The sequence below is a fragment of the Sphingomonas sp. UBA978 genome, assembly GCF_002292295.1.
GTDB lineage: Bacteria > Pseudomonadota > Alphaproteobacteria > Sphingomonadales > Sphingomonadaceae > Sphingomonas.
The window spans coordinates 95092-119580 of the sequence record NZ_DBBS01000013.1 but is presented as its reverse complement, the minus strand read 5'-3'; the positions used below and the strand labels follow the sequence as shown (position 1 = coordinate 119580).

General features: G+C 67.4%; 22 protein-coding genes. 12 read left to right on the top strand and 10 right to left on the bottom strand.

Annotated elements, in window-relative coordinates; translation table 11 throughout:
* Positions 1-2: 2 nt before the first annotated feature.
* On the bottom strand, positions 3-917 hold the full coding sequence (hemC, locus tag B2515_RS06450) for a hydroxymethylbilane synthase (protein WP_293874981.1): 915 nt from the start codon (positions 915-917) through the stop codon (positions 3-5).
* Positions 918-999: 82 nt separating this feature from the next.
* Between hemC and tsaD the strand changes: the two genes are divergently transcribed.
* From tsaD to B2515_RS06430, 4 genes are all read left to right on the top strand, one after another.
* Positions 1000-2028 (top strand): tRNA (adenosine(37)-N6)-threonylcarbamoyltransferase complex transferase subunit TsaD, encoded by a 1029-nt coding sequence (tsaD, locus tag B2515_RS06445; RefSeq protein ID WP_293874979.1) that lies wholly within the window; start codon positions 1000-1002, stop codon positions 2026-2028.
* Positions 2029-2053: 25 nt separating this feature from the next.
* Positions 2054-3031 carry an NAD(P)H-dependent glycerol-3-phosphate dehydrogenase gene (locus B2515_RS06440; RefSeq protein WP_293874977.1) on the top strand — a complete coding sequence of 326 codons (978 nt, stop codon included), beginning with the start codon at positions 2054-2056 and terminating at the stop codon, positions 3029-3031.
* Positions 3032-3597: 566 nt separating this feature from the next.
* Positions 3598-3840: a hypothetical protein gene (locus tag B2515_RS06435; protein WP_293874975.1), complete on the top strand. Its 243-nt coding sequence runs from the start codon at positions 3598-3600 to the stop codon at positions 3838-3840.
* A 23-nt stretch (positions 3841-3863) separates the two neighbouring features.
* On the top strand, positions 3864-4715 hold the full coding sequence (locus B2515_RS06430) for a hypothetical protein (protein WP_293874973.1): 852 nt from the start codon (positions 3864-3866) through the stop codon (positions 4713-4715).
* 80 nt (positions 4716-4795) lie between these two features.
* Here B2515_RS06430 and purD read toward each other — a convergent pair whose 3' ends face one another.
* The gene (gene purD, locus B2515_RS06425; protein WP_293874971.1) at positions 4796-6055 is read right to left on the bottom strand and encodes a phosphoribosylamine--glycine ligase; all 1260 of its coding nucleotides are present in this window, start codon (positions 6053-6055) and stop codon (positions 4796-4798) included.
* Here purD and xseA point away from each other — a divergent pair.
* The 4 genes from xseA to B2515_RS06405 all read left to right on the top strand — a co-directional run bounded on the left by xseA (position 6054) and on the right by B2515_RS06405 (position 12033).
* A complete protein-coding gene (gene xseA / locus B2515_RS06420; RefSeq protein ID WP_293874969.1) occupies positions 6054-7460 on the top strand; it encodes an exodeoxyribonuclease VII large subunit in 1407 nt (468 codons plus the stop codon). The genes purD and xseA overlap by 2 nt on opposite strands.
* Positions 7461-7475: 15 nt before the next feature.
* Positions 7476-7676: a DUF2093 domain-containing protein gene (locus B2515_RS06415; RefSeq protein ID WP_293874968.1), complete on the top strand. Its 201-nt coding sequence runs from the start codon at positions 7476-7478 to the stop codon at positions 7674-7676.
* Positions 7673-8527, top strand: coding sequence for a M23 family metallopeptidase (locus tag B2515_RS06410; RefSeq protein ID WP_293874966.1), 855 nt, complete (start codon positions 7673-7675; stop codon positions 8525-8527). The genes B2515_RS06415 and B2515_RS06410 overlap by 4 nt, the downstream gene beginning before the upstream one ends.
* A gap of 269 nt (positions 8528-8796) precedes the next feature.
* Entirely contained in the window at positions 8797-12033 is a 3237-nt protein-coding gene (locus B2515_RS06405; RefSeq protein WP_293874964.1) for a TonB-dependent receptor, read from the top strand.
* A gap of 89 nt (positions 12034-12122) precedes the next feature.
* On the opposite strand, the gene clpB is transcribed toward B2515_RS06405, so the two are convergent.
* The gene (gene clpB / locus B2515_RS06400) at positions 12123-14702 is read right to left on the bottom strand and encodes an ATP-dependent chaperone ClpB (protein ID WP_293874962.1); all 2580 of its coding nucleotides are present in this window, start codon (positions 14700-14702) and stop codon (positions 12123-12125) included.
* Positions 14703-14878: 176 nt separating this feature from the next.
* Here clpB and B2515_RS06395 point away from each other — a divergent pair, with 176 nt between their 5' ends.
* The 3 genes from B2515_RS06395 (at position 14879) to B2515_RS06385 (ending at position 18732) form a co-directional block, all read left to right on the top strand.
* Positions 14879-17716: a M16 family metallopeptidase gene (locus B2515_RS06395; protein WP_293874960.1), complete on the top strand. Its 2838-nt coding sequence runs from the start codon at positions 14879-14881 to the stop codon at positions 17714-17716.
* A 13-nt stretch (positions 17717-17729) separates the two neighbouring features.
* Complete coding sequence (locus B2515_RS06390) at positions 17730-18029, top strand: hypothetical protein (protein ID WP_293874958.1); 300 nt, start codon at positions 17730-17732, stop codon at positions 18027-18029.
* Between the two features lie 115 nt (positions 18030-18144).
* A complete protein-coding gene (locus B2515_RS06385; RefSeq protein WP_293874956.1) occupies positions 18145-18732 on the top strand; it encodes a hypothetical protein in 588 nt (195 codons plus the stop codon).
* Positions 18733-18882: 150 nt separating this feature from the next.
* Here B2515_RS06385 and B2515_RS06380 read toward each other — a convergent pair whose 3' ends face one another.
* Entirely contained in the window at positions 18883-19554 is a 672-nt protein-coding gene (locus B2515_RS06380) for a TetR/AcrR family transcriptional regulator (protein ID WP_293874955.1), read from the bottom strand.
* Between the two features lie 18 nt (positions 19555-19572).
* Between B2515_RS06380 and B2515_RS06375 the strand changes: the two genes are divergently transcribed.
* Positions 19573-19926, top strand: a complete 354-nt coding sequence (locus B2515_RS06375) for a darcynin family protein (protein WP_293874953.1) — start codon at positions 19573-19575, stop codon at positions 19924-19926.
* Between the two features lie 28 nt (positions 19927-19954).
* On the opposite strand, the gene B2515_RS06370 is transcribed toward B2515_RS06375, so the two are convergent.
* The 6 genes from B2515_RS06370 to B2515_RS06345 form a co-directional block, all read right to left on the bottom strand.
* Positions 19955-21010, bottom strand: a complete 1056-nt coding sequence (locus B2515_RS06370; protein WP_293875018.1) for a 5-(carboxyamino)imidazole ribonucleotide synthase — start codon at positions 21008-21010, stop codon at positions 19955-19957.
* The gene (gene purE, locus B2515_RS06365; protein ID WP_293874951.1) at positions 21010-21504 is read right to left on the bottom strand and encodes a 5-(carboxyamino)imidazole ribonucleotide mutase; all 495 of its coding nucleotides are present in this window, start codon (positions 21502-21504) and stop codon (positions 21010-21012) included. Before purE ends, B2515_RS06370 begins: the two co-directional genes overlap by 1 nt.
* A 64-nt stretch (positions 21505-21568) precedes the next feature.
* Complete coding sequence (gene gpmA, locus B2515_RS06360) at positions 21569-22255, bottom strand: 2,3-diphosphoglycerate-dependent phosphoglycerate mutase (protein WP_293874950.1); 687 nt, start codon at positions 22253-22255, stop codon at positions 21569-21571.
* A complete protein-coding gene (locus tag B2515_RS06355; RefSeq protein ID WP_293874948.1) occupies positions 22255-22716 on the bottom strand; it encodes a GNAT family N-acetyltransferase in 462 nt (153 codons plus the stop codon). The genes gpmA and B2515_RS06355 overlap by 1 nt, the downstream gene beginning before the upstream one ends.
* The gene (locus B2515_RS06350) at positions 22716-23825 is read right to left on the bottom strand and encodes a M14 family metallopeptidase (protein ID WP_293874946.1); all 1110 of its coding nucleotides are present in this window, start codon (positions 23823-23825) and stop codon (positions 22716-22718) included. Before B2515_RS06350 ends, B2515_RS06355 begins: the two co-directional genes overlap by 1 nt.
* Before the next feature lie 11 nt (positions 23826-23836).
* Positions 23837-24439 (bottom strand): DUF4136 domain-containing protein, encoded by a 603-nt coding sequence (locus tag B2515_RS06345; RefSeq protein ID WP_293874944.1) that lies wholly within the window; start codon positions 24437-24439, stop codon positions 23837-23839.
* Between the last annotated feature and the right edge of the window lie 50 nt (positions 24440-24489).

The following is a 24489-nucleotide window of genomic DNA, read 5'->3' as shown; positions in this document are numbered from 1 at the left end:
GGTCACGGCTGGAACAGGCGCCGCACCACCTCGGGCGCCCGCGCCAGCAGGTCCGCCGCCAGCTCCGCCGCGACGATCGCGCCGTCGGTGCCTTCGCCCGCGCCGTCGACGCCGGCGCTGCCGTCCTCCGCGATCAGTTCGGCACGCAGGCTCAGCATCTCGCCCGACAGGCCGGCGAGCGCCGCCACCGGCGAATGGCAATCCGCGCCCAAGGCCGCGAGGAACGCGCGCTCCGCCAGCACGCACAGGCTGGTCGCACGATCGTCGATCGCGGCGACGACCATCGCGGCGCCCTCGTCCTCGCTGCGCACCTCGATGCCGACCGCGCCCTGCGCCGGCGCGGGGAGCATCACGTCGGTCGGGATCGCGCGGCCGATGCCGTCGCGGCCGAGCCGGTCGAGCCCCGCCGCCGCCAGCAGCGTCGCATCCGCCTCGCCCGCCGCCAGCTTGGCGAGCCTTGTATCGACGTTGCCGCGGAACATCACGACGTTGAGGTCGGGGCGCAGCCGCAGCATCTGCGCGCGTCGCCGCGGCGAGCTCGTGCCGACCGTGCCGCCCTGGACGATCTCTGCGACGCTCTCCGCGCCGATCAGCCGGTCGCGCACGTCGGCGCGCGGCAGCATCGCCGCGATGCGGATCGCCGCCGGGCGGATCGTCTCGACATCCTTCATCGAATGCACCGCGGCGTCGATCTCGCGGTCGAGCAGGGCGCGGTCCAGCTCCTTGGTCCATAGCGCCTTGCCGCCGATCTCGGCGAGCGGGCGGTCCTGCACCCGGTCGCCGGTGGTGCGGATGACGACCAGCGCCACCTCCTCGGCGCGCCAGCCGTGCGCGGCACACAGCGCGTCGCGCACCATCCCCGCCTGCGTCAGCGCCAGCGGCGATCCCCGCGTGCCGAGCCTGAACCTGATCGCCAAACCATCGCTCCTTTTCGAACGCCGCTCATGACGAAACCTGCCCCCTTCGACAACCTCTGCGCGTACCGCTAGGGAAGCGGGCATGGCTCCCCGGATCATCCTCGGCCTCGAATCCTCCTGCGACGAGACCGCCGCCGCGCTCGTGACCAGCGACCGGCGCGTGCTCAGCCACCGCCTCGCCGGGCAGGAGGCGGCGCATGCGCCGTTCGGCGGCGTCGTCCCCGAAATCGCCGCGCGCGCGCATGTCGAGGCGCTCGAACCGCTCATCCGTCGCGCGCTCGCCGATGCCGGGTTGGGTCTCGATGCGGTCGACGCGATCGCCGCCACCGCCGGCCCCGGCCTGATCGGCGGCGTCATGGTCGGCCTCGTCACCGGCAAGGCGCTGGCGCATGCGGTCGGCAAGCCGCTGATCGCGGTCAACCATCTGGAGGGGCATGCGCTCAGCCCGCGGCTGTCCGATTCCGATCTCGCCTTCCCCTATCTGCTGCTGCTCGTGTCCGGCGGCCATTGCCAGCTGCTGCTGGTCGAGGGGGTCGCGCGCTATCGCCGCCTCGCCACGACGATCGACGATGCCGCCGGCGAGGCGTTCGACAAGACCGCCAAGCTGCTCGGCCTCGGCTTTCCCGGCGGTCCCAATGTCGAGAAGGCCGCCGCGCTCGGTCGCGCGATCGTGCCGCTGCCGCGCCCGCTCAAGGGGTCGGCGGAACCGCATTTCTCCTTCGCCGGGCTGAAGAGCGCCGTCGCCCGTGCCGTCGGCCATCACGCGCCCGAAGATATCGCCGCCTCGTTCCAGGCCGCGGTGGTCGATTGCCTGATCGACCGGACGCGGCGCGGCATCGCCGGCATTCCGGCGACCGCTTTGGTCGTGGCGGGCGGCGTCGCCGCCAACACCGCGGTCCGCACGGCGCTCCAGCAGCTCGCGACCGACCATCAGCTGCGCTTCGTCGCGCCGCCGTTGTGGCTGTGCACCGACAATGCGGCGATGATCGCCTGGGCGGGCGCCGAGCGCTTCGCCGCCGGCCTGACCGATCCGCTCGACACGCCGGCGCGCGCGCGCTGGCCGCTCGATCCGGATGCGGCGGCCGTCCGCGGCGCCGGGGTCAAGGCATGAGCGTCATCCAGCGGAGTATCGGGGCATGAAGATCGGCGTCATCGGCGGCGGCGCCTGGGGCACGGCGCTGGCACAGGTCGCCGCGCATCGCGGCGATCCCGTCACCCTGTGGGCGCGCGAGGCCGAGGTGGTCGACAGCGTCAACACGCGCCACGAAAACCGCCTGTTCCTCGCCGGCGTGCCCCTGTCGCCGTCGATCCGCGCGACCGGCGACCATGCCGACCTTGGCGACTGCGATGCCCTGCTCGTCGTCACGCCCGCGCAGCACGTCGGCGCGGTGCTGGCGCAGATCGATGTCGGCACCCGGCCGCTGGTGCTCTGCGCCAAGGGGATCGAGGCCGGCACCCGCCGCCTGGTCGGCGAGGTCGCGCATGGCGTGCACCCGCAGGCCCCCGTCGCCGTGCTGTCCGGCCCGACCTTCGCGCATGAGGTCGCCGCGGGCCTGCCGACCGCGGTGACGCTGGCGACGGCGGACGCGGCGCTCGGCCGCGCCTTGGCCGAGCGCCTCGCCGCGCCCCATTTCCGTCCCTATGCCAGCAGCGACGTCGTCGGCGCGGAGATCGGCGGCGCGGTCAAGAACGTCCTGGCTATCGCCTGCGGCGTCGTCGATGGCGCCGGTCTGGGGCAGAACGCCCGCGCCGCACTGATCGCGCGCGGCTTCGCCGAAATGACGCGCTTCGGCCTCGCCCGGGGCGCGCGCGCCGAGACGCTCGCCGGCCTGTCGGGGCTCGGCGACCTCGTGCTGACGTGCAGCTCGACCAGCAGCCGCAACTTCTCGCTCGGCCTCGGGCTGGGGCAGGGCAGGGCGGCCGCCGACCTGCTCGCCGACCGCCGCACTGTCGCGGAGGGCGCCTTCACCGCCCCCGTCCTGCGCGAGGCGGCCGCCGAGGCGCAGGTCGACATGCCCGTCACCGCCGCCGTCTGCCGCCTGCTCGAGGGCGCGCCCGTCACCGACGTGATCGGCGCGCTGCTGGCGCGCCCGCTGCGCAACGAGACGCACTGAGGGGAAGGGCGATCGTCGCATCATAGACGTTGCGGCCACACCACAGCCATGACAAAGACGGGGCATGAGCAGTATTGCTATCCTAAACAGGTCATATTTCGGTATTGACCCATAATAACTGTCGAGCAAGCTTCAGCCCTGTACCGGCGCGCGAATAATCGCGGCCGGGATCGGGGGAAACGACAATGGTGCTGAAGACGACGGTATCCGCATGGGCCTTGGCCGGCGGTTTGGCTTTTCTCGGTCAACCGGCCATGGCGTAGTCCGCCGCCACACCGGCCGCCACAGATGCTGAGGTAAACCAAGATACTGGAGACGTTGTCGAAAAGTCTGCCGACGATCGTGCAGCGCTGATCTCCGGCAAGCGGTGCGGACCAATAAGGGGGCGGACGAAATCATCGTCACCCGCACCCGCAGCAACCGGCCGAACACCTTTTCGGCGGCGCCGATCACCTCGGTGACCGTTCAGGACATCCAGGCGCAGGCGCCGCTCAATGTCGAGGAGGTATTGAACCGCCTACCGCAGATCGCCCCCGACTCCCAGCAGAACTATCAGGATTCCACCGGTGTCGGACGTGACGTTCCGCGGCTCGTACAACAAGGCGCAGCGGGCACCGACCGTCATCGAAATCCGCCAGGCCACGACGGTGAATTACGGCACGCAAGGCGGCGCGCAGGGTGATTTCTGCGCGCCGACGCAGACGACCAATCCGCAGACCGGCGCGGTGACGCTGGGTGCGCCGATCGCATCGCGCGACATCTGCCGTGCCACCGGGCTTCAGATGCAATCTATGCCAGCCCGACGCTGATCTGCCCCGACAACCGCTGCACGGTGCGCTACGGCGGCTTCACCGCGGATCCGGAAACCGCCTACACGCTGACCTACGGTATCGTCCTCAAGCCGCGCTTCCTGCCGGGGCTGGTCTTCTCGGTCGACCGGTATCAGATTCGCATCAACAATTCGCTCGGCTACAACGACTACGATTATTATTATAACGGCTGCCTGCAGTCGGGCGATCCGTTCTTCTGCTCGTCGATCGTCCGCAATCCCGGGTCGGGAACGCTCTTCTCGCCGGCCGCCGGAAATCCGACGACGGGCTTCTTCCGCGGCGGCACGACCAACTATTATCGCTCGATCTCACGGGGATGGGACGTCCAGGGCCAGTATACGCTGGGCCTCGGCGGCGCGGGGCGCCTCGACTGGGGCTTCAACGGTTCGCTGACCACCTTCGCCGGCGGTCAGGATTCGCCGCTGCTGCCCGAACGGAACTGCCGCGGCTATTACAACAACGGCTGCGGCCAGCAGATTCCCCGCTGGTCGCATGCGCTACGGACCACCTATTCCACCGCGGACGGCGCGGTGAGCGTGTCGTTCAACTGGCGCCATCTCAGTTCGCTAACCAACGCCAACAATTCGGGCGATCCGGACATCGGCGGGACGGCCGCACGCGCGCAGACCACCTTCACCGGGATAGGCGCGGTCGACGATTTCGACCTGTCGATGAACGTCAATGTTGGCAAACGCATGACCTTGCGCATCGCCGCCAACAATTTGCTCGACAAGGTGCCGCCGATCCTGGCGAACGTCCGCGACCTGACGAGCCTGTTCTACAACAATACGATCCCGTCGCGCTACGATGCGCTGGGCCGGCAGATCGCCGTGGGGACGACGATCAGCTTCTGATCGTCAGCCCATGGACCGGGCCTGGCGGAGCGTATCTCCGCCGGGCCCCTCCAGCCTCCTGCGTCCTCTCCTCCGGCGCCTTAGCGCGCCAGTTCGCGCCAGCCGATGTCGCGCCGGCAGAATCCGTCCGCGAAATCCACGGCATCGACGCCGCGATAGGCCGCATCGCGGGCGCCGCGGATGTCGGGTCCGACCGCGGTCACCGCCAGCACGCGCCCGCCGGCGGCGACCAGCGTGTCCCCCTCCATCCGCGTCCCCGCCTGGAACACCACCGCGCCGCCGGCTTCGGCCGCATCGATGCCGCGGATCGCGCCGCCCGCGCGTGGCGTGCCGGGATAGCCCGCCGCGGCCAGCACCACCGTCATTGCCACCGCGTCCGCGAACCTCGCCAGCGGCAGATCGCCAAGCCGCCCCTGCGCCACCGCGAGCAGCGTCTCGACCAGGTCGCCCTGATAGCGCAGCATCAGCACCTGGCATTCCGGGTCGCCGAAGCGCGCATTATATTCGATCAGCTTCGGCCCGGCCGAGGTCAGCATCAGCCCCGCATAGAGCACGCCGCTGAACGGCATGCCCTCGTCCGCCATCGCCTTGACGGTCGGTGCGACGATCCGGTCGATCGCCTGCTGCTCCAGCGCGGGGGTCAGCACCGGGGCGGGGCTGTAGGCGCCCATGCCGCCGGTGTTCGGCCCGGTGTCGCCCTCGCCGACGCGCTTGTGGTCCTGCGCGCTGCCGAACGGCATCAGCGACACGCCGTCGGTCAGCACGAACAGGCTCGCTTCCTCGCCGTCGAGGAACTCCTCCAGTACCACCGGCGCATCGCCCGCATCGAACATCGCGTCGAACGCGGCGGCGGATTCGGCCTCGCTGGTCGCGATCACCACGCCCTTGCCCGCGGCTAGCCCGTCCGCCTTGATGACGACCGGGTAGCTGAACGTGCTGGCCAGCGCCGCCTCCGCCTCGCTGCGGCTGTTGACCCGCACATAGCCCGCGGTCGGAATGTCGGCGCGGCGGCACAGGTCCTTGGTGAAGCCCTTCGACCCCTCCAGCTGCGCGGCGGCGCGGTCCGGCCCGAATACCGGCACGCCGGCGGCGCGCAGCGTATCGCCGAGGCCGTCGACCAGCGGCGCCTCCGGTCCGATCACGACCAGCCCGACGTCGTGACCGGCGACGAAGGCGACCACGGCGGCGTGATCCGTCGCGTCCAGCGCGACGCACGTCGCATGCGCGGCGATGCCGGGGTTGCCAGGCGCGGCGTAGAGCGTATCGAGGAGGGCCGATTGTGCCAGTTTCCACGCGAGTGCGTGCTCGCGGCCGCCTGAGCCCAGCAGCAGGACGTTCATGCCAGATTCCCTATCCGATACCGAAAGCCGGCTGCTAGCCGACGAGCGTCCCGGCGACAACGCACTCGCGCTGTCGGTCGGCGAGCTCAGCTTCCGGCTGAAGCGGATGGTGGAGGGCGAATTCGGCCACGTCCGCCTGCGCGGCGAGATCTCGGGCTACAAGCGCGCCACCTCCGGCCACGTCTATCTCGCGCTGAAGGACGACAGCGCGGTGATCGACGGCGTGATGTGGAAGGGGCAGGTCAACGCGCTCGCCTTCGCGCCGCAGGACGGGATCGAGGTGATCGCGACCGGCAAGCTCACCACCTATCCCGGCCGCTCGAAATACCAGATCGTGATCGAGCGCATGGAGCTGGCCGGCGCCGGCGCGCTGATGGCCTTGTTCGAGAAGCTCAAGGCGAAGCTGGCGGGCGAGGGGCTGTTCGACGCATCGCGCAAGCGGCGCCTGCCGTATCTGCCGCAGACGATCGGCGTCGTAACCTCGCCGACCGGCGCGGTGATCCGCGACATCCTCCACCGGCTCGAGGATCGCTGCCCGAGCCATGTCCTCGTCTGGCCGGTCAAGGTTCAGGGGCAGGGCGCGGCCGACGAGATCGCCGCCGCGATCCGCGGCTTCGACGCGATGCCCGCCGACGGCGCGACGCCGCGGCCCGACCTCGTCATCGTCGCGCGCGGCGGCGGCTCGATCGAGGATCTGTGGGCGTTCAACGAGGAACCGGTCGTCCGCGCCGTCGCCGGCTGCTCGATCCCGATCATCTCGGCGGTCGGCCACGAGACCGACACCACGCTCTGCGACTTCGCCGCCGACCTGCGCGCGCCCACCCCCACCGCCGCGGCGGAACTGGCGGTGCCGGTGCTCGCCGACCTGCGCCACACCATCCAGAGCCACGGCCTGCGTACGCAACGCTGCGCCCACCGCTATCTCGAACGGGGCCGCGAGCAGCTGACCGGCCTCGCCCGCCTGCTGCCGAAACGCGATGCCCTGCTCGGGCCGCAGCGCCAGCGCGCCGACGATGCCGGCCAGCGCCTCGATCGCGGACTGGAGCGCCGCGTCACGCTCGCCCGCGGCCAGCTCGACCGGTCGAGTGGCGCGCTCCGCCCCGCGGTGCTGCAGAGCCAGGTGACCCGCAACCGCGACCGGCTCGCCGCGACGTGGCGGCTGGTCCAGTCGCTCAATCCCGATGCGGTGCTCGACCGGGGCTATGCCCGCGTCACCGCGCGCGGCGGCGAGACCCTGTCCTCCGCCGCGGCGGTGCGCGATGCGGGCGCGGTGACGCTGCGCTTCCGCGACGGCAGCGTCGATGCGGTCGTCGATGGCGGCGGCCTCGCGCCCGCGCCCAAGGTTGAGCGGAAACCGCCGCGGTCCTATGTCGCGCCGCGGCCCGACCAGCCCACCCTGCTCTGATACGGATCACGTCTCATGCTCGTTTCCAACTCCGATCGCGCCGCCCGGCTGCATTATATGGCCAACGGCTTCCGGGTGCTCACCCCCGGCGATCATGTCGTCTGCGGCGTCAGCGGCGTACGCATCCCGCTCGACCTGCTGCGCTACTGGAGCGTCGCGCAGCAACAGGCGTTCGCCACCGCCGAACTGGCCAGCGAGGCGCTCGCGCCGCGATGAGGCTGCTGGCGGCGCTCGCGACCCTGCTCACCGTCGCGACGCCGGGTGGCGCATCGCAGCTGGCGACCGCGGTGCCGCCGGCCGCCGATACGGCGGCGACCTTTCGCTGGACCGGCCAGACTATCCAGGGCGGCCTGATCGTCGCGCGCGCACCGCGCGGCAGCATAGTGGTCACGCTCGACGGCGTGCCGTTGCCGCTCGCGCCGGACGGCGATGTCCTGATCGGCTTCGACCGCGACGCCGGGCCGCAGGCGATCCTGACGGCGACCCTCGCCGACGGCCGCCGCATCGTCCAGCCGCTGGCGATCGCCCCGCGCGCCTGGCGGATCGAGCGGCTCGACACGCTGCCACGCTTTCCCGCGCCCGATCCGGTAATGGCGCAGCGCCGCCCCGCCGAACTGGCGCAGATCGCCGCGGCGCGCGCGCAGGTCACCGATGCGCAGGGGTGGCGCCAGTCCTTCCGCTGGCCCGCCATCGGCCGCATCTCCGGCCTGTTCGGCGCGCAGCGCATCTATCGCGGCGAACCCGGCGCCTATCACTCCGGCACCGACATCGCCCGGCCGACCGGCACCCCGGTCGCCGCTCCCGCCGACGGCGTCGTCATCCTTGCCGCCGACCAGCCGTTCACGCTGGAGGGCAACCTTCTCATGATCGACCACGGCAACGGCCTCAACAGCGCCTTCCTCCACCTGTCGCGCATCGACGTGAAGGTCGGCGACCATGTCCGCCAGGGGCAGACGCTCGGCGCGATCGGCGCCACCGGCCGCGCCACCGGACCCCACCTCCACTGGAGCCTGCGCTGGCGCGACGCCCGGCTCGACCCGATGCTGGTGGCGGGGGCGATGGGGTAATGCTTCCCGATTGAGCATTTCATGCTGCGCTGCCGCATGATCGGGCAATTTCCCGGCTGTCTCACCCGGCGGTTCGCGAGTTATGTGTCATTTGAGCGACACTGGCGTACAAAGCGATGGCCAGTCTGAATGGCGGGTTTACAGTCACGAGCCCTGCCGTAATTTCCCACCATCGTCTCTTGGGGGCCGTTCGCGGCTTGAGGGGGGCTTGGCAATACCCGGGCCGACACCGTCACAACGGGCCAGACCGGGGCAAGCGAGGGAAACGCATGTTCAAGACACTTAAGGTTGCGCGCACGTCGTTGCGCGGCGGTACGGCGCTGCAGGCGCTCGCATTGATTGGTGCCGGCGTTAGCATGGCTGCCTTCGCAGCTCCCGCTGCGGCGCAGGATTATACCAACCTGAATGCAACGGGTCGCGTATTGGGGTCGAACGGCCAGCCGATCAGCGGTGCGACTGTGACCGTGACTTCGGATGCACAGGGCTTTTCGCGGACGGCCACGACCGATGCCGACGGTACGTTCCGCGTCGCAGCCATCCCGCAGGGATCATATACGTTTTCGATCAGTGCCGAAGGTTATGACACCTATGTCGAGCAGGGTGTCGGACTGACGCAGGCCAATGCGGCGAACCAATTTACGTTGGGCGCAGCGAATAACGCTGCTGGCGCCGGTGGTGAGATCGTCGTGACCGGGCGTCGCGTCCAGATTTCCGATTTCGATCGGAATACGGTTGGTTCGACCATCCAGATCGGTGAATTGGCGACCCGTGTTCCGGTTGCTCGCGATCTCACTTCAGTCGTGTTGCTCACGCCTGGCGCGAATGCCGGTGACACCACATTCGGCAACCTTCCCTCGGTGGCCGGTTCGTCCGTATCAGAGAATGCGTTCTTCGTGAACGGCCTCAATATTACCAACCAGCGCACCGGTCTTGGCTCGGCGGCAGTCCCCTTCGAATTCTACAGCACGATCGAAACCAAGGTCGGTTCGATCCCGGCCGAGTTCGGACGTTTCACCGGTGCGTTCGTCAATGCCACCACCAAGTCGGGCGGCAACGAGTTCCATGGCGGCGTATTGTTCAACTGGCAGCCTGACGATCTGCGCGAAGACGCGCCAAACACGCTCTATGCTTGGAACAAGGACGACGTACGGGACACCAAACAAGCGATTTTCAGCCTGTCTGGTCCGATCATCAAGGATCACCTGTTCTTCTACGGCTTCTATCAGGCGAGCGACTATAACGCTGCCGATACGAGTCTGACTGCGAACGCCAATACGTCGATTACGATCCGCAACGCCCAGGGCGCCATCACCGGGGTGCAGGCCATCGCGCCGTTCAGCACCGGTGGCTTTCGCAGTCTCTATCGTCTGAATTCGCCATCTTATGGTGGAAAGATCGACGCTGTCATCATGGATGGCCAGCGCCTTGAGTTTACCTACTTCAATACCAAAGATCGTGGTATCACGACGCAGTATAATGTCGTCGATGCGCAGGGTGGGGGCTATGACAGTCGCGTGGATCCCGCCGGTCCGAAGACCGGTTCCTTTGCAGGGCGGACCATCAACCTTGGCGGCGGCGAAAGCTATGTCGGCCGCTATACCGGTCAGTTCACCAACTGGCTGACACTGTCGGGCGCCTATGGGAAAACCAAGTCTCGCGATATTGGCCTGCCGGCTGATACGATCAATCCGGGGGTGTCCGATACCAGCGGACAGTTCTCGCCAGCGTTGATTGGCAATCCTGCGACGAGCATCACCAATAACACCGATCAGCGTGAATTCTATCGTGCTGATGCGGATATCTACGTCCAGTTACTCGGGAATCACCATTTTCGTGGCGGTTACGACCGTGAGAACCTGACGTCGGTCGCTCAGACCAATTACACCGGCAACATCTTCTGGACCTATCTCAATTCGGGTCCTACCGGCGATGCCCGGCAGTCAATCCCGAACAGGACCTACGTCAGCGGACGCAGCTATACCACGGGTGGAACGTTCACCTCGCGCAACGAGGCTTTTTACGTTCAGGACGCTTGGTCACTGCTGAACAACCGGCTTAACTTGAATATCGGCGTTCGTAATGACCGCTTTGAGAATAATAACGTCGCAGGGCAGCTCTACTATAAGTCAGGCAATCAGTGGGCGCCCCGTATCAGCGCTTCGTTTGATCCAATCGGCGATCAGCGCACTAAAATATATGGTTTCTTCGGCCGATATTATCTGCCGGTACCTACCAACACTAACATCCGTCTGGCCGGTGCGGAGCTAGATTACACCGGTTACTATAACATTACCGGTGTTCAGTCGAACAACGCGCCGATCCTCGGGACGCCAATTACGTTTGCGGGTGGGGTTCCTTGTCCGGGTCCAATTCCGGGGGCGACCGGCACTGCAACGAATTGCGAAGTCAATCAGGATGGTACGCCAGCCTCGACCGAATCGACCGTCGCCCGCAATCTCAAGTCGCAGTCGATGGATGAATATGTCGTTGGCTACGAACAACGCCTCGGTCAACGCTGGAAGGTCGGTGCGTTCGGTGTTTATCGGAAACTGAACCAATCGCTTGAGGACATCGCGATTGACGCGGCGGTAAACAACTATTGCGCTGCCAACAGGCTCGACTGCACGGTCGCTGCACCGACGACGGCTAATCCGAACAATCGTGCACCAATCTGGTCCGGCTTCCACCAATATGTGTTGGCCAATCCGGGGGCCGCATCGACGATCACTTTGTCCGATCCGGTAAATGGCGAAGCTACCGCTCGCACCGTGGATTTCACCGCAGCGCAGCTCGGTTATCCGCAGGCACGCCGTACCTACAAAGCTGTCACGCTGACGGTTGATCGTGAATTCGATGGCGTGTGGAGCTTTAGCGGCAACTACACCTTTGCCAAAACGATTGGTAACATTGAAGGTGGCATCCGTTCGGATAACGGGCAGACCGATTCTGGTTTGACGACCGCATTCGATCAGCCAGGTCTGACCGTTGCATCCTACGGCTATCTTCCAACCGATCAGCGCCATAGCTTCAAGGCGTTCGGGTCATACAAAGTCACCGACTGGTTTACTTTTGGTGCTAACTTTAACGCGGCATCGCCACGTCATTACGGTTGTATCGGACGCGTACCGAACCGGGTCGACAGCTTTGCAGGTCAGTATGGCGCGGCAGGCTTCTTCTGCAATGTCGTTAATGGACAAATCGTCACCGACCCGACAGCTGGAACCGGTACGCCGGCACAAAGCAATCTGCAGCCGACCCGCCGCGGCACAGTGTTCACATCGGATTGGCAAACGCAGACGAACGTAACCTTGCAATTTAAGGTGCCGGCCGATGCATTCGATGCAACTTTCCGCCTGGATGTTTTCAATCTGTTTGCAGAGAAAGCAAAGATTGATTTTACTGAAACGGGCACTCAGGCAAACGGGGCGCCACGTGGTGATTATCGCTATGTCAACGCGTATCAAGCACCGCGGTACATCCGCTTGCAGTTCGGCGTAAACTTCTAATATTTACTAGTACATAGGCAGAAAGGGGGCGGCTCTGGCCGCCCCCTTTTTGTCAAATTGCTCTGTCTGAACGGCGAAAAGTCGTCCACTCACTCCACCCGCAACGCCAGCCTTCCATCCCCCTCATCCACCCGCACCATCGCGCCGTCCTTCACCGCGCCCCGCAGGATCAGGTCCGCCAGCGGGTCCTGCAGATACCGCTGCACCGCGCGCTTCAACGGCCGTGCGCCGTAGACCGGATCGTACCCCACCCGGCCGAGCCACGCCCGCGCCGCGTCGGTGAGGTCCAGCGTCACCTTGCGATCGCTCAGCAGCTTGCCGACCCGCGCCACCTGTATGTCGACGATCGGCGCCATGTGGCCCTGGCCCAACCGGTGGAACAGGATCACCTCGTCGAGCCGGTTGAGGAATTCGGGGCGGAAATGCGCGCGGACGATTTCCATCACCTGCGGCTCGACCGCCTCGACGTCCTGCCCCTCCTCCAGATTGGCGAGATACTGCGAACCGAGGTTCGAGGTGAGGATGATGAGCGTGTTGCTGAAGTCGACCGTGCGGCCCTGGCCGTCGGTCAGGCGACCGTCGTCGAGCACCTGCAACAGCACGTTGAACACGTCGCCATGCGCCTTTTCGACCTCGTCGAACAGCACCACCTGATAGGGGCGCCGCCGCACGGCTTCGGTCAGCACGCCGCCCTCCTCATAACCGACATAGCCGGGAGGGGCGCCGATCAGCCGCGATACGGCATGCTTCTCCATGAATTCGCTCATGTCGATGCGGACCATCGCGGCGGGATCGTCGAACAGGAATTCGGCGAGCGCCTTGGTCAGTTCGGTCTTGCCGACGCCGGTGGGCCCGAGGAACAGGAAGCTGCCGAGCGGCCGGTTCGGGTCCTGTAGCCCGGCGCGGGCACGCCGCACCGCGGTAGAGACGGCGCGCACCGCATCGGCCTGGCCGATGACGCGCTTGCCGATCACCTCTTCCATCCGCAGCAACTTGTCGCGCTCGCCGGCGAGCATCCGCTCGACCGGAATGCCGGTCCAGCGGCTGACCACGCCGGCAATGTCGTCGGCGGTCACCTCTTCGCGCAGCATCGCGCCCTTGGTGACGCTCTGCGCCTCGGCCAGCTGCTTTTCGAGCGCGGGGATACGGCCGTAGGAGAGCTCACCCGCCTTGGCGAGGTCGCCCGCGCGCTGCGCCTGCTCCAGCTCGAGCCGAGCGCCGTCGAGCTGTTCCTTCAGCTTCGCCTCGCCTGCGATCTTGTCCTTCTCCGCCTGCCAGCGCTGGGTCAGTTCCGCCGATTGCTGTTCGAGATTGGCGAGCTCTCCCTCCAGCGTCGCGAACCGGTCGCGCGATGCCTCGTCGGTTTCGCGGCGCAGCCCTTCGCGCTCGATCTTCAGCCGCAGGATGCGGCGGTCGAGCGTCTCGATCTCCTCGGGCTTGCTTTCCACCTCCATGCGGATGCGGCTGGCGGCCTCGTCCATCAGGTCGATCGCCTTGTCGGGCAGGAAGCGGTCGGTGATATAGCGGTTGGACAGCGTCGCCGCCGACACCAGCGCGCCGTCGGTGATCCGCACGCCGTGGTGCAGCTCGTATTTCTCCTTCAGCCCGCGCAGGATGCTGATCGTGTCCTCGACGGTCGGCTCGCCGACGAACACCGGCTGGAAGCGCCGCTGCAACGCCGGGTCCTTCTCGACATATTTGCGATATTCGTCGAGCGTGGTCGCGCCGACGCAATGCAGCTCGCCCCGCGCCAGCGCGGGCTTGAGCAGATTGCCGGCGTCCATCGCGCCTTCGGATTTGCCGGCGCCGATCAGCTGGTGCATCTCGTCGATGAACAGGACGATATCGCCCTCGGCGGCCTTGACCTCGTCGAGCACGCCCTTCAGCCGCTCCTCGAACTCGCCGCGATATTTCGCGCCGGCGATCAGCGCGCCCATGTCGAGCGACATCAGCGTGCGGCCCTTCAGCGTGTCCGGCACGTCGCCGTTGGCGATGCGTAGCGCGAGCCCCTCGGCGATCGCGGTCTTGCCGACGCCGGGTTCGCCGATCAGCGCCGGGTTATTCTTGGTGCGACGGGCGAGGATCTGGATCGTGCGGCGGATCTCCTCGTCGCGCCCGATGACCGGGTCGAGCTTGCCGTCGCGCGCCGCCTGGGTCAGGTCGCGCGCGAACTTCTTGAGCGCATCGTAGCGGTCCTCCGCCGATGCGGTGTCGGCGGAGCGCCCGCCGCGCAGGTCGTTGATCGCGGCGTTCAGCCCTTCCGCGGTGACGTGCGCGCTCTGCAGCGCCTGCCCCGCGGCGGTGGTCGGCGACAGCGCGAGCGCCAGCAGCAGCCGTTCGACGGTGACGAAGCTGTCGCCCGCCTTGGTCGCGACCTGTTCGGCCTGGTCGAGCACGCGCACGGTATCGTTGTCGAGGCCCGGCGTCTGCTGCGCGCCCGATCCCGACACGGCCGGAATCTTTGCGAGCGCCGCATCGGTCTCGGCGACGGCGCGTTTGGCGTCGCCACCCGCCGCCTGGATCAGCCCCGCGGCCATGCCCTGATCGTCTTCCAGCAGCGCCTTGAGGATATGCTCCGGCGCGATCCGCTGATGATTCATGCGGATCGCAACGGTCTGCGCCGATTGCAGGAAGCCCTTGGCGCGGTCGGTGAATTTTTCGAGGTTCATGTCAGCCCCTGTTCCAATTGCGTCGAATGTAGTGTTGCCATTGTGCAACACAAGAACCCGCCGCGACACGGTGGTCGGTCACAGAAAAAGCCCGGCGGCGCGCTTGCCAGCCCCTGCATCACCGTTATGCTCGAGCAGTACAGTCGTTCAAGCCTGACCGGGGACCCGCACCACCTATGACGAAGCTACTCGCGCTTGCCGGCGTCGCATCGATCGCGCTCGTCGCGCCGCTGCATGCCCAGACCAATACGAAGCCGGCGCCCGTCGCTGCGCTGGTGAAGCAGGTCAACATTCCCTACCAGCAGTTCACGCTGCCCAACGGCCTGCGCGTCATCGTCCATACCGACCGCAAGGCGCCCGTCGTCGCGGTCAGCGTCTGGTACGACGTCGGCGCCAAGCATGAGCCGAAGGGCTCGACCGGCTTCGCGCATTTGTTCGAACATCTGATGTTCAACGGGTCGGAGAATGCGCCCGACGACTTCTTCGAACCGCTGAAGCAGGTCGGTGCCACCGACTTCAACGGCACGACCAACCTCGACCGCACCAATTATTTCGAGACGGTGCCGACCGGCGCGCTCGAACGGGCGCTGTTCCTCGAAAGCGACCGCATGGGCTATCTGCTCGGTGCGATCACGCAAGCGAAGCTCGACGAGCAGCGCGGCGTCGTCCAGAACGAAAAGCGGCAGGGCGACAACCAGCCCTATGGCCTCGTCCGCTACAAGGTCACCGAGGGGCTGTTCCCCGCCGATCACCCGTATGGCCATGACACGATCGGATCGATGGCCGATCTCGACGCCGCCTCGCTGCAGACGGTGAAGGACTGGTTCACCGGCCATTACGGTCCCAACAATGCGGTGCTGGTGCTCGCCGGCGACATCGACGCCGCCACCGCGAAACCGCTGGTCGAAACGTATTTCGGCACGATCAAGGCGGGTCCGAAGAGCGTCACGCGCCCGGCGCCCGTGCCGACGCTGCCCGCGCCCAAGGCGGAAACGATCAAGGATCGCGTCGCCGCGGTCATGGTGTCGCGCAACTGGGCCATTCCGGGGGGCAACGATCCCGATGCCGCGGCGCTCGAGGTCGCGGCGTCGGCGCTCGGCGGCCTCGCCTCCAGCCGGCTCGACAACATTCTGGTCAAGCAGGAGAAACTGGCGGTCAACGTCTCGGCCTATGCCGGTGGCGGTGCGCAGGTCAGCAATTTCGGCATCCGCGCGATCGTCAAGCCGGGCGTCGACCCCAGGCTGGTCGAACGGCGGATCGATGCGATCCTCGCCGATTTCCTGAAGACCGGCCCGACCGCGGACGAGGTCAATCGCGTCGTCACCAGCCGGGTGTCCGGCACGATCGGCGGGCTCGAATCGGTCGGCGGCTTCGGCGGCAAGGCGGTCGCGCTGGCGCAGGGCGCATTGTTCTACAACGACCCCGATTATTACAAGAAGCGGCTCGCCCGCATGGCCGCGCAGACCCCGGCCAGCGTCAAGGCGGCGGCCGACAAGTGGCTGAGCCGCCCCGCTTATGCGCTGACCGTCGAACAGGGGCCGCGCGGCGACTATGCCGAAGCGGTGGTACCGCCCGCGACGCCGGTGAAGGCCGCGCCGGACACTCCGGTGAAGGGCACGCGCGGGCCGCTGCCCGCGGTCGGCGCGTTGACCGGGCTGACCTTCCCCGCGGTGCAGCGCACCCGGCTGAAGAACGGGATCGAGGTCGTCTATGCGCAGCGGACCGCGGTGCCGATCACGCAGGCGTTGCTCAGCTTCGACGCGGGCGTCGCCGCCGACGTGCCCGGCAAGCTCGGTACGCAGGCGCTGACGCTGGCGATGCTCGACGAGGGGACCGCGAAGCTCGATTCGATCCGGCTCGCCGAGGCCAAGGAGCGGCTCGGCGCGTCGATCGGCACCGGCAGCAGCCTCGATCGCACCACCCTGTCGTTGCAGGTGCCGAGTGCCAATCTGGCGCCCGCGCTCGGCCTGTTCGCCGATATCGCGCGCAATCCCGCCTTCGACGAGACGGAACTGGCGCGCGTCAAGACACAGGCGCTGGCCGGCATCCAGCAGGAACTGACCAACCCGATGGGGCTGGTCGGGCGTGTCGTGCCGTTGGTGACCTATGGTCCCGATTATCCCTATGCCAAGGCGCAGGGCGGTGGCGATCCGCGTGCGGTGGCGGCGCTGACCCGGGCCGATCTGGTCGCGTTCCGATCGGCATGGCTGCGGCCGGACAAGGCCAAGGTGTTCGTCACCAGCGACCGTCCGCTCGCGGAGGTCGCCGCGGCGCTGGATGCGGCGCTCGGTGACTGGACCGCGACCGGCGCGGCCGGGGTCAAGAACTTCGCCGCCCCGCAACGCCCGGCCGCCCCGGCGATCAAGCTGATCGACCGTCCCGACAGCCCGCAGTCGGTGATCGTCGGCGTGATCCCGACGATGCTGAAGGGCACGCAGGACCTGTTGCCGCTCAGCACCGCCAACGACGCGCTCGGCGGCAGCTTCCTCGGCCGGCTCAACATGGACCTGCGCGAGAACAAGCATTGGTCCTATGGCGCGCGCGGCGGCTTCCAGACCGCCGAACAGGCCGCGCCCTTCGTCCTGTCGGCGCCGGTGCAGGCGGACAAGACCGGCCCGTCGCTCGCCTCGGCGCGCGAGGACGTCGTCGCCTTCCTCGGCAAGGAGCCGATGACCGAGGTCGAGTTCCGGCGGGCGATCAACGGTGCGATCAACGCCTTGCCCGGCACCTACGAAACCTCGGACGCGGTGCTCGCGGCGATGCAGAGTAACGACCTGTACAAGCGGCCCGACGATTACCAGACGACGCTGACCGGCCGGTACCGCGGATATACGCTGCCGCAGTTGAACGGCGCGATCCAGTCCGCGTTGGACCCGAAGCGGATCACCTGGGTCGTCGTCGGCGACGCGGCCAAGGTGAAGCCGCAGCTTGACACCCTCGGCCTGCCGGTCGAGGTCGTCCCCGCAAGCGCGGTCGCCGGCGTTCCCGCCGGTCCCGCACCCGCAGCGAAATAAGAGGAGAGTAGTGATGGCAGACGTCGATGGCAGCTGGGACTGCACCGTGAAATCGCCGCTCGGCGACCAGAACCTGACGCTGACCGTGCAGAGCGCCGGCGACACCTTCACCGGCACCGCCGCCGGTGCGATGGGTTCGGGCGACGTGGAAGGCACCGTGTCGGGCAACACGCTGTCCTGGAAGCTGCAGATGACCGTGCCGATGCCGATGACGCTCGATTGCGAAGCGACGGCAGAGGGCGACACGCTGACCGGCACGGTCGGCGCGGGTGCGTTCGGCAGCTTCCCGCTCTCGGGCAAGCGTACCGGTTGATCCGGTCGCGACAAGCGTGACGCGTTTCGGCCCGTTCTCCGCCAGGAGGGCGGGCCGTTTGCGTTTCGATGCAGCGGGGGTTCCCCGACGCCATGTTCACCGGGAGGGACGTTCGATGAGGCTGCTGACTGGCCTGCTGGTATTCGGCTCAGCAATGTGCACGCCCGTCGTGGCGCATGGACAAAGCGCTCCGGTGCAGGACAATGCCGAGATTGCGCATCTCTTCGAGGCCGATCAGGCCGTCCGCGCGGCCATCAAACCCGAGCAGTTCCAGGATCGTGCCTTCGTGACCCGGATGATCGAAGCCGATCGCGTGCGGCGGGACAGCACCGGCGTCCTTCTCAAGGCGGGCAAGGTCAGGACCGCCAACGACCTGTACCGTGCCGCCTTCATTTTCCAGCACGGCAGCACGCCCGACGACTATCTGCTCGCGCATACGCTGGCGTTGGCCTCCGCCGCCAAGGGCAAGGCCGATGCGGCCTGGATCGCGGCTGCGACGTTGGACCGTTACCTGCAGGCGATCGGACAGAAGCAGATTTACGGCACCCAGTATCTCAACAGGCGCGAAACCGGACCGACGATGGAGCCCTATGATCGCGAACTGGTGCCGGATGCCCTTCGGGAGACGCTGGGGGTGCCGGTGCTGGACAAGCAGGACGCGCGGCTGACCACGATGAAGGCGGCCGGAACCCTCACCCGATAGCCGGGCTTCCGTAGCGGGGATGGTCTGCCGTCGTCTGCGACGCGCAAGCCCCGTGATCGGACCACCGCGAGTCCTGCGGGCGCATATACCATCGGGGCCGGTCGTGTCGGGCGTACGCCTCATGGCAGCCCCGGGGGTGGGGCGTGTTCGTCAGACGTGGTCGAGATAGCCGTAGACGGCCCGGCAGACGCGCCGGGCAAGGCCGGGCTGGTCGGTCTCGCCGCGTTCGCCGGCGGCATCGACCATGCCCCTGATGATCGCCAGCGTGTCCTGCGCCGCCATGACGGGATCGTGCTGCCGGCGGATATCCCCACTGCCCAGCACGGCGAGCAGGATCGCGCGCAGCCGGTCGAGGACACGTCGGGTTTCCGGATCGAACGGCAATCGTGCCTCCTCGAGGTCGAGCAACCGGGCGAGGGCCGGCCGCCTGAGCTGATGGGACACCGCGGCGGCGATCAGTCCGTCAAGCGCCTCCCGGCCGGTCGGGGCCGTGAGCGCCGCGTCCCAGTCGGCGATCAGACGCGACGTTTCCCGGACGATCACGGCGCCGATCAACGCCTCCTTGCCGGGGAAATATTGGTAGAGCGATCCGATGCTCACCCCGGCCCGCTCCGCGACGGCATTGGTGGTGAACCGGCCGAGTCCCGCCTCCTCCAGAATGCGAGCCGCGGCTTCGACGATGACGCCGACCGTCTCGGCGGAGCGCGCCTGACGCGGCGCTTTCCGGGGTGACGGGCGCTGCCGGGAGGATGGTGTCGGCATGCGGGCGAACGCGAGTAGCCAATCATGAGGATTCGCTCGCATTCTAGGGGCGTCGATCAACGATGCAAGGACAACCCCATGACCACGCCTTTCGAACCAGCCCTGACCGTCTTCATGCTGGTCAAGACCTCGCCCGAATGGCTCGGCTTTTCCGTCGACCGCCGCTTCGAGCTGTTGGCGGAACAGTTCACGCCTGTTTTGAGAAAGCACGCCGCGAACGTCGCGCTGCGTTTCTTCGACGTCGAATTCTATTCCACCCGCGTCACCGACCTGTGGATGTGGGACGCCAGGGATCATCATGCCTATCAGCTGCTGGTCGAAGACCTGCGCGAAACGGCGTTCTGGGATCGGTATTTCGCGATCGTCGAGATCCTGACGGGCGTCGAGAACGCCTATGCCAAAAACTACGATCGCCCGGCGATCACCGCCTGATGCGATGGCGGATCCGCCCGACGCCGGATCACCGCACGATGCGGGTGATGTGCCCCATCTTGCGGCCCGGCCGGGCGGTGCCCTTGCCGTAGAGGTGCAGATGCGCGCCCGGCTCGCGCAGCGCCGGCGTCCAGGCATCCTCGCCGATCAGGTTTTCGAGGCCGACCGTCCGCCCGGTCAGCGCGGTGCTGCCGAGCGGCAGGCCGCAGATCGCGCGGACGTGGTTTTCGAATTGCGAGGTTTCCGCGCCCTCGATCGTCCAATGGCCCGAATTGTGGACCCGCGGCGCCATTTCGTTGAACACCGGGCCCTCGGCCGTAACGAAGAATTCGCACGCGAGCACGCCGACATAATCGAGCTCGGCGGCGATCCGGCAGGCGAGCGCGGTCGCCTCCTCCGCCTGGTCGAGGATGACACGCGGCGCGGGGACGGTGGAGGTGCGCAGGATCGCATCGACATGCACATTGTGCGGCGGATCGTAGCGGACGGTCGCGCCATCCTGCCCGCGCGCGATCAGGATCGAGAATTCGTGGCTGAAGTCGACGAACGCTTCCAGCACCGCCGGCCCGCCGATCGCCTCCCACGCCGCATCGGCGTCGGCGGGGGTGTGCAGCCGTACCTGCCCCTTGCCGTCATAGCCGAAGCGTGCGGTCTTGAGCACCGCGGGGGTGCCGACATGCGCCAGCGCCGCCTCCAGACTGTCGCGGCTGTCGACCGCGGCCCAGCGTGCCGGGCGACCGCCGACGCGCTCGACGAAGCGCTTCTCGGCGATCCGCTCCTGCGCCGCCGCGAGCGCGCGCGGGTGCGGATAGACCGGCACGCGCTCCGCCAGCCATTCGACCGGCGCCAGCGCGATATTCTCGAATTCATAGGTCACCACGTCGCAGGACGCGGCGAAATCGGCGAGGACGATGCGATTGTGGTAATCCGCCCGCGTCAGACTGGAGGCGGTCTGCGCCGCGACGCTTTCGCGGTCGGGCGCGAGCACGTGCGTGCGATAGCCCAGCTGCGCCGCCGCCACGCCGAGCATGCGGCCCAATTGCCCGCCGCCGAGGATGCCGATCGTGCTGCCGGGCTTCAGCATCACGCCGGATCGCCGCGGGGATCGATCGCGACCGCGTCGGTCTGCTTCTGTCGCCATGCCTGCAATCGCTGCGACAGCGCCTCGTCGCCGGTGGCGAGGATCGCCGCGGCAAGCAGCCCGGCGTTGATCGCGCCGGCCTTGCCGATCGCCAGCGTGCCGACCGGAATCCCTGCGGGCATCTGCACGATCGACAGCAGCGAATCCTGCCCCTTCAACGCCTTGCTCTGCACCGGCACACCGAGCACCGGCAGGTGCGTCATCGCCGCCGCCATGCCCGGCAGATGCGCCGCGCCACCGGCGCCGGCGATCACCACCTTCAGGCCGCGACCCGCCGCGGCCTTTGCATAATCGTACAGCCGGTCGGGGGTGCGATGCGCGGAGACGACCCGGGTTTCATGCGCGACGCCGAGTTCGGCGAGCACGTCCGCCGCGCCCTGCATCGTCTCCCAATCGGACGTCGAACCCATGATGATGCCGACCAGCGGATGTTCCATCGCGCGCACCTAGCGGGGGAGGGGGCGGAGGGCAACGGGCCACGCCGCCCGGTGTTTTCCTCTTCTATCGTTCGCTCAGATAGTAGCGATCCGTCGCGTTCAGCGATTCGTCGAGTTCGTAGACGATCGGCTGCCCGGTCGGAATCTCCAGCCCGGTGATCTGGTCGTCCGGGATGTTCGACAGATGCTTGACCAGCGCGCGCAGCGAATTGCCGTGCGCGGAGATCAGTACGCGCTGACCCTCGCGCAGCAGCGGCGCGATCCGCTCCTCGTAATAGGGCAGGACGCGGTCGATCGTGTCCTTCAGGCTCTCCGTCGCCGGAATCGCGATGCCGGCGTAGCGGCGGTCCTGCGACAGGTCGTAGGCGCTGCCCGCCTCCAGCACCGGCGGCGGGATGTCGAAGCTGCGGCGCCAGATATGCACCTGTTCGTCGCCGTGCTTCGCCGTCGTCTCCGCCTTGTCGAGCCCGGTCAGCCCGCCATAATGCCGCTCGTTGAGCCGCCAGTCCTTCTCGGTCGGCAGCCACAATCGGCCCATCGCCTCCAGCGCCAGATTGAGCGTCTTGATCGCGCGGGTCTGCAGCGACGTGAAGGTCATGTCGAAATCGAGGCCCTTGGCCGCCATCAGCTCACCCGCGGCACGCGCCTCCGCCGCCCCCTTTTCGGTGACGTCGACGTCCCACCAGCCGGTGAAGCGGTTCTCGAGGTTCCAGCTGGACTGGCCATGGCGGATCAGGACGAGACGAGGCATCAGGACTCCCGGAGAGACAAAGTGAAGAACTGGTTGTGCGGACTGGGGCGATAGTCGGCGAAGGCGTCCGTGTCGATGAAGCCGGCACTGCGGTAGAGTGCCCCCGCCGGCGCGTGGAGCGCGGCAGTGCCGGTTTCGAGGCTCAACCGGTCGTAGCCGCGCGCCCGCGCCTCGCCGATCACATGGTCGAGCAGCGCACGCCCGACCCCGGTACCGCGCGCTTCCGGGGCGGCGCGCATCGACTTCAGCTCGCCGTGCTGCGGGTCGAGCTGCTTCAATGCGACGAAGCCGGTCAGGACCTCGCCGCGCCATGCGGTCCAGAACGTCACCTCCGGCACCGCCAGACCGGTCGCATCGAGGGCGAAGGCGAAATCGGCCATCTCGCCGCGCAACTCGGCGAGATGGTGCGCGAGCAGGCCGGCGACATGGGGCGCGGTGGGATCGTCGCGGCGGATCTCCATCAGATCTCGTCGATCATCCCGGTCAGCACCTCGAGGCACGACACACCAAGGGCCTTGCACCGCTCCGGCGACCAGCCGAATTCCGCGTCGGGGTTGGGATCATGGTCCTTGAACGGCATCTCCAGCGTCACCGATACCGCGCCGAACCGCTGCGCGAGCTGGTTGGTCGACATCGACAGATTGGCATTGCCCGCGCTCGATTTCTCATAGCCCATCTCGATCTGGAAATCGGCGGTGTGTTCGGCGAGGCGGCGGCCGAAGGCGTAGAATTTCGCGCCGTGATCCTCGGTCCAGTTGGGGATGCCCTCGAACCCGGCGATGAAGTTCGCCGGGATCGCCTCGTCGCCGTGCACGTCGATCGCAAAGGCGACGCCGGTCTCGTCCATCGCATCGCGCACGCACAGCACTTCGGGGCTGCGCGCGGCGGAGGGCGCGTGCCATTCGCGGTTGAGGTTCACGCCCGCCGCATTGGTGCGCAGATGCCCGCGCCGCGTGCCGTCGGGGTTCATGTTGGGGACGACATGCACCGTCGCTCTGGCGAGCAGCGGCGCGGCGGCGTCGCTGGTCAGCCAGTCGAGCGCGCCCTCCATCCACCATTCGGCCATCGATTCGCCCGGATGCTGGCGCGCGTAGAGCCACACCGGCTTGGGGCCGCTGCCGATGCGAACATAGTCAATGGCCTGTCCGTCAAGCGAAACGCCCAGTTCGCGATGCGTCACCCCCGGCCGCGCGGCGATCCGCGCGATCAGGTCATGATGCATCTCCATCGTATAGGGTGCGAAATAGGCGAACCACGCCAGTTCGCCCTCGATTGCATAGTCGAACGACAGCACGCCGCCTTCGTAGCGCGTGTCGATCATCCGCCACGTCTGTCGGTCGGTACTGGCCCGCGTCTTGTAGCCGGGCCAGCCGAACGGATAGGCCGACTGGCCGGCGTTAAGGATGCGGAAGGTTAGCCGCCGCCCGTGCGCACCGGCGACGCGGAAATAGAACCACTGGAAGAAGTCGGAGGCGTGATCCTGCACGATCTCGAGGTCGACCCGGTCGCCCTCGATCCCGACGACGCGGATGTTGCCGCCGTCGAAGGCGGCGTTGATGCTGATGGTCATGAAAGTCCCGATTACCTGACGGTGATGGTGCGGCCGGACTGACCGGGGAAGCCGGTGAACAGCGCATGGGCGAGCTTGCCCGCCTGCTGGTCGGCGCCCTTGATGTCGCTGACGCCCTGCGCGCGGCCTTCCCAGACCGGCGACTGGTCGGCGCGGCGCTTGATCGTCACCGACAGTTCGGCGACCAGCAATTGCGTCGGCCGTCCGCCGCCGATCGGAAAGCCGACCCCGCCGCCCAGCCCGACGCCGCCGCCGCTACGCCCGCCGCTGAACCCGCCGCCGCCGATGCCGATGCTGATCGGCGACCGGCGCGGCGGCCCTTCCTGGCTGGTGCGGGCGAAGCCGACGGTGGCGACGAAGTCGGGCGTCGCGCCCTGCGCCGGGACGCTATAGCCGGCCTTGAGCAATTCGCCCTGTACCGCGGCGGCATAGGTCTTGAATTCCAGACTGGCCGGCGCGCCGCCCGACAGCGGCTCGACCGCGACCGTACCGCGCGCGAGCGGTTCGCCGAGGTGGTAGCGGATGACCTCCGTCGGCGGCAGCGGCGCGGTGGTCGCGCAACCGGCAAGTGCCGCGGCACCGATGCCGAGGGCCAGGAACGGACGGATGGTCATGACGGATGTTCACCTTATGCGATACGTTGCGCTGCGGAAACGCTCTAACG

Coding starts and splice junctions, on each gene's coding strand:
- B2515_RS06385 (WP_293874956.1), top strand. CDS start 18,145: ATGAGGCTGCTGACTGGCCTGCTGGTATTCGGCTCAGCAATGTGCACG.
- B2515_RS06350 (WP_293874946.1), bottom strand. CDS start 23,825: ATGACCATCAGCATCAACGCCGCCTTCGACGGCGGCAACATCCGCGTC.
- B2515_RS06405 (WP_293874964.1), top strand. CDS start 8,797: ATGTTCAAGACACTTAAGGTTGCGCGCACGTCGTTGCGCGGCGGTACG.
- purE (WP_293874951.1), bottom strand. CDS start 21,504: ATGGAACATCCGCTGGTCGGCATCATCATGGGTTCGACGTCCGATTGG.
- B2515_RS06375 (WP_293874953.1), top strand. CDS start 19,573: ATGACCACGCCTTTCGAACCAGCCCTGACCGTCTTCATGCTGGTCAAG.
- B2515_RS06395 (WP_293874960.1), top strand. CDS start 14,879: ATGACGAAGCTACTCGCGCTTGCCGGCGTCGCATCGATCGCGCTCGTC.
- B2515_RS06390 (WP_293874958.1), top strand. CDS start 17,730: ATGGCAGACGTCGATGGCAGCTGGGACTGCACCGTGAAATCGCCGCTC.
- B2515_RS06355 (WP_293874948.1), bottom strand. CDS start 22,716: ATGGAGATCCGCCGCGACGATCCCACCGCGCCCCATGTCGCCGGCCTG.
- B2515_RS06345 (WP_293874944.1), bottom strand. CDS start 24,439: ATGACCATCCGTCCGTTCCTGGCCCTCGGCATCGGTGCCGCGGCACTT.
- B2515_RS06415 (WP_293874968.1), top strand. CDS start 7,476: ATGCTCGTTTCCAACTCCGATCGCGCCGCCCGGCTGCATTATATGGCC.
- B2515_RS06440 (WP_293874977.1), top strand. CDS start 2,054: ATGAAGATCGGCGTCATCGGCGGCGGCGCCTGGGGCACGGCGCTGGCA.
- xseA (WP_293874969.1), top strand. CDS start 6,054: ATGCCAGATTCCCTATCCGATACCGAAAGCCGGCTGCTAGCCGACGAG.
- B2515_RS06370 (WP_293875018.1), bottom strand. CDS start 21,010: ATGCTGAAGCCCGGCAGCACGATCGGCATCCTCGGCGGCGGGCAATTG.
- gpmA (WP_293874950.1), bottom strand. CDS start 22,255: ATGCCTCGTCTCGTCCTGATCCGCCATGGCCAGTCCAGCTGGAACCTC.
- purD (WP_293874971.1), bottom strand. CDS start 6,055: ATGAACGTCCTGCTGCTGGGCTCAGGCGGCCGCGAGCACGCACTCGCG.
- clpB (WP_293874962.1), bottom strand. CDS start 14,702: ATGAACCTCGAAAAATTCACCGACCGCGCCAAGGGCTTCCTGCAATCG.
- tsaD (WP_293874979.1), top strand. CDS start 1,000: ATGGCTCCCCGGATCATCCTCGGCCTCGAATCCTCCTGCGACGAGACC.
- B2515_RS06410 (WP_293874966.1), top strand. CDS start 7,673: ATGAGGCTGCTGGCGGCGCTCGCGACCCTGCTCACCGTCGCGACGCCG.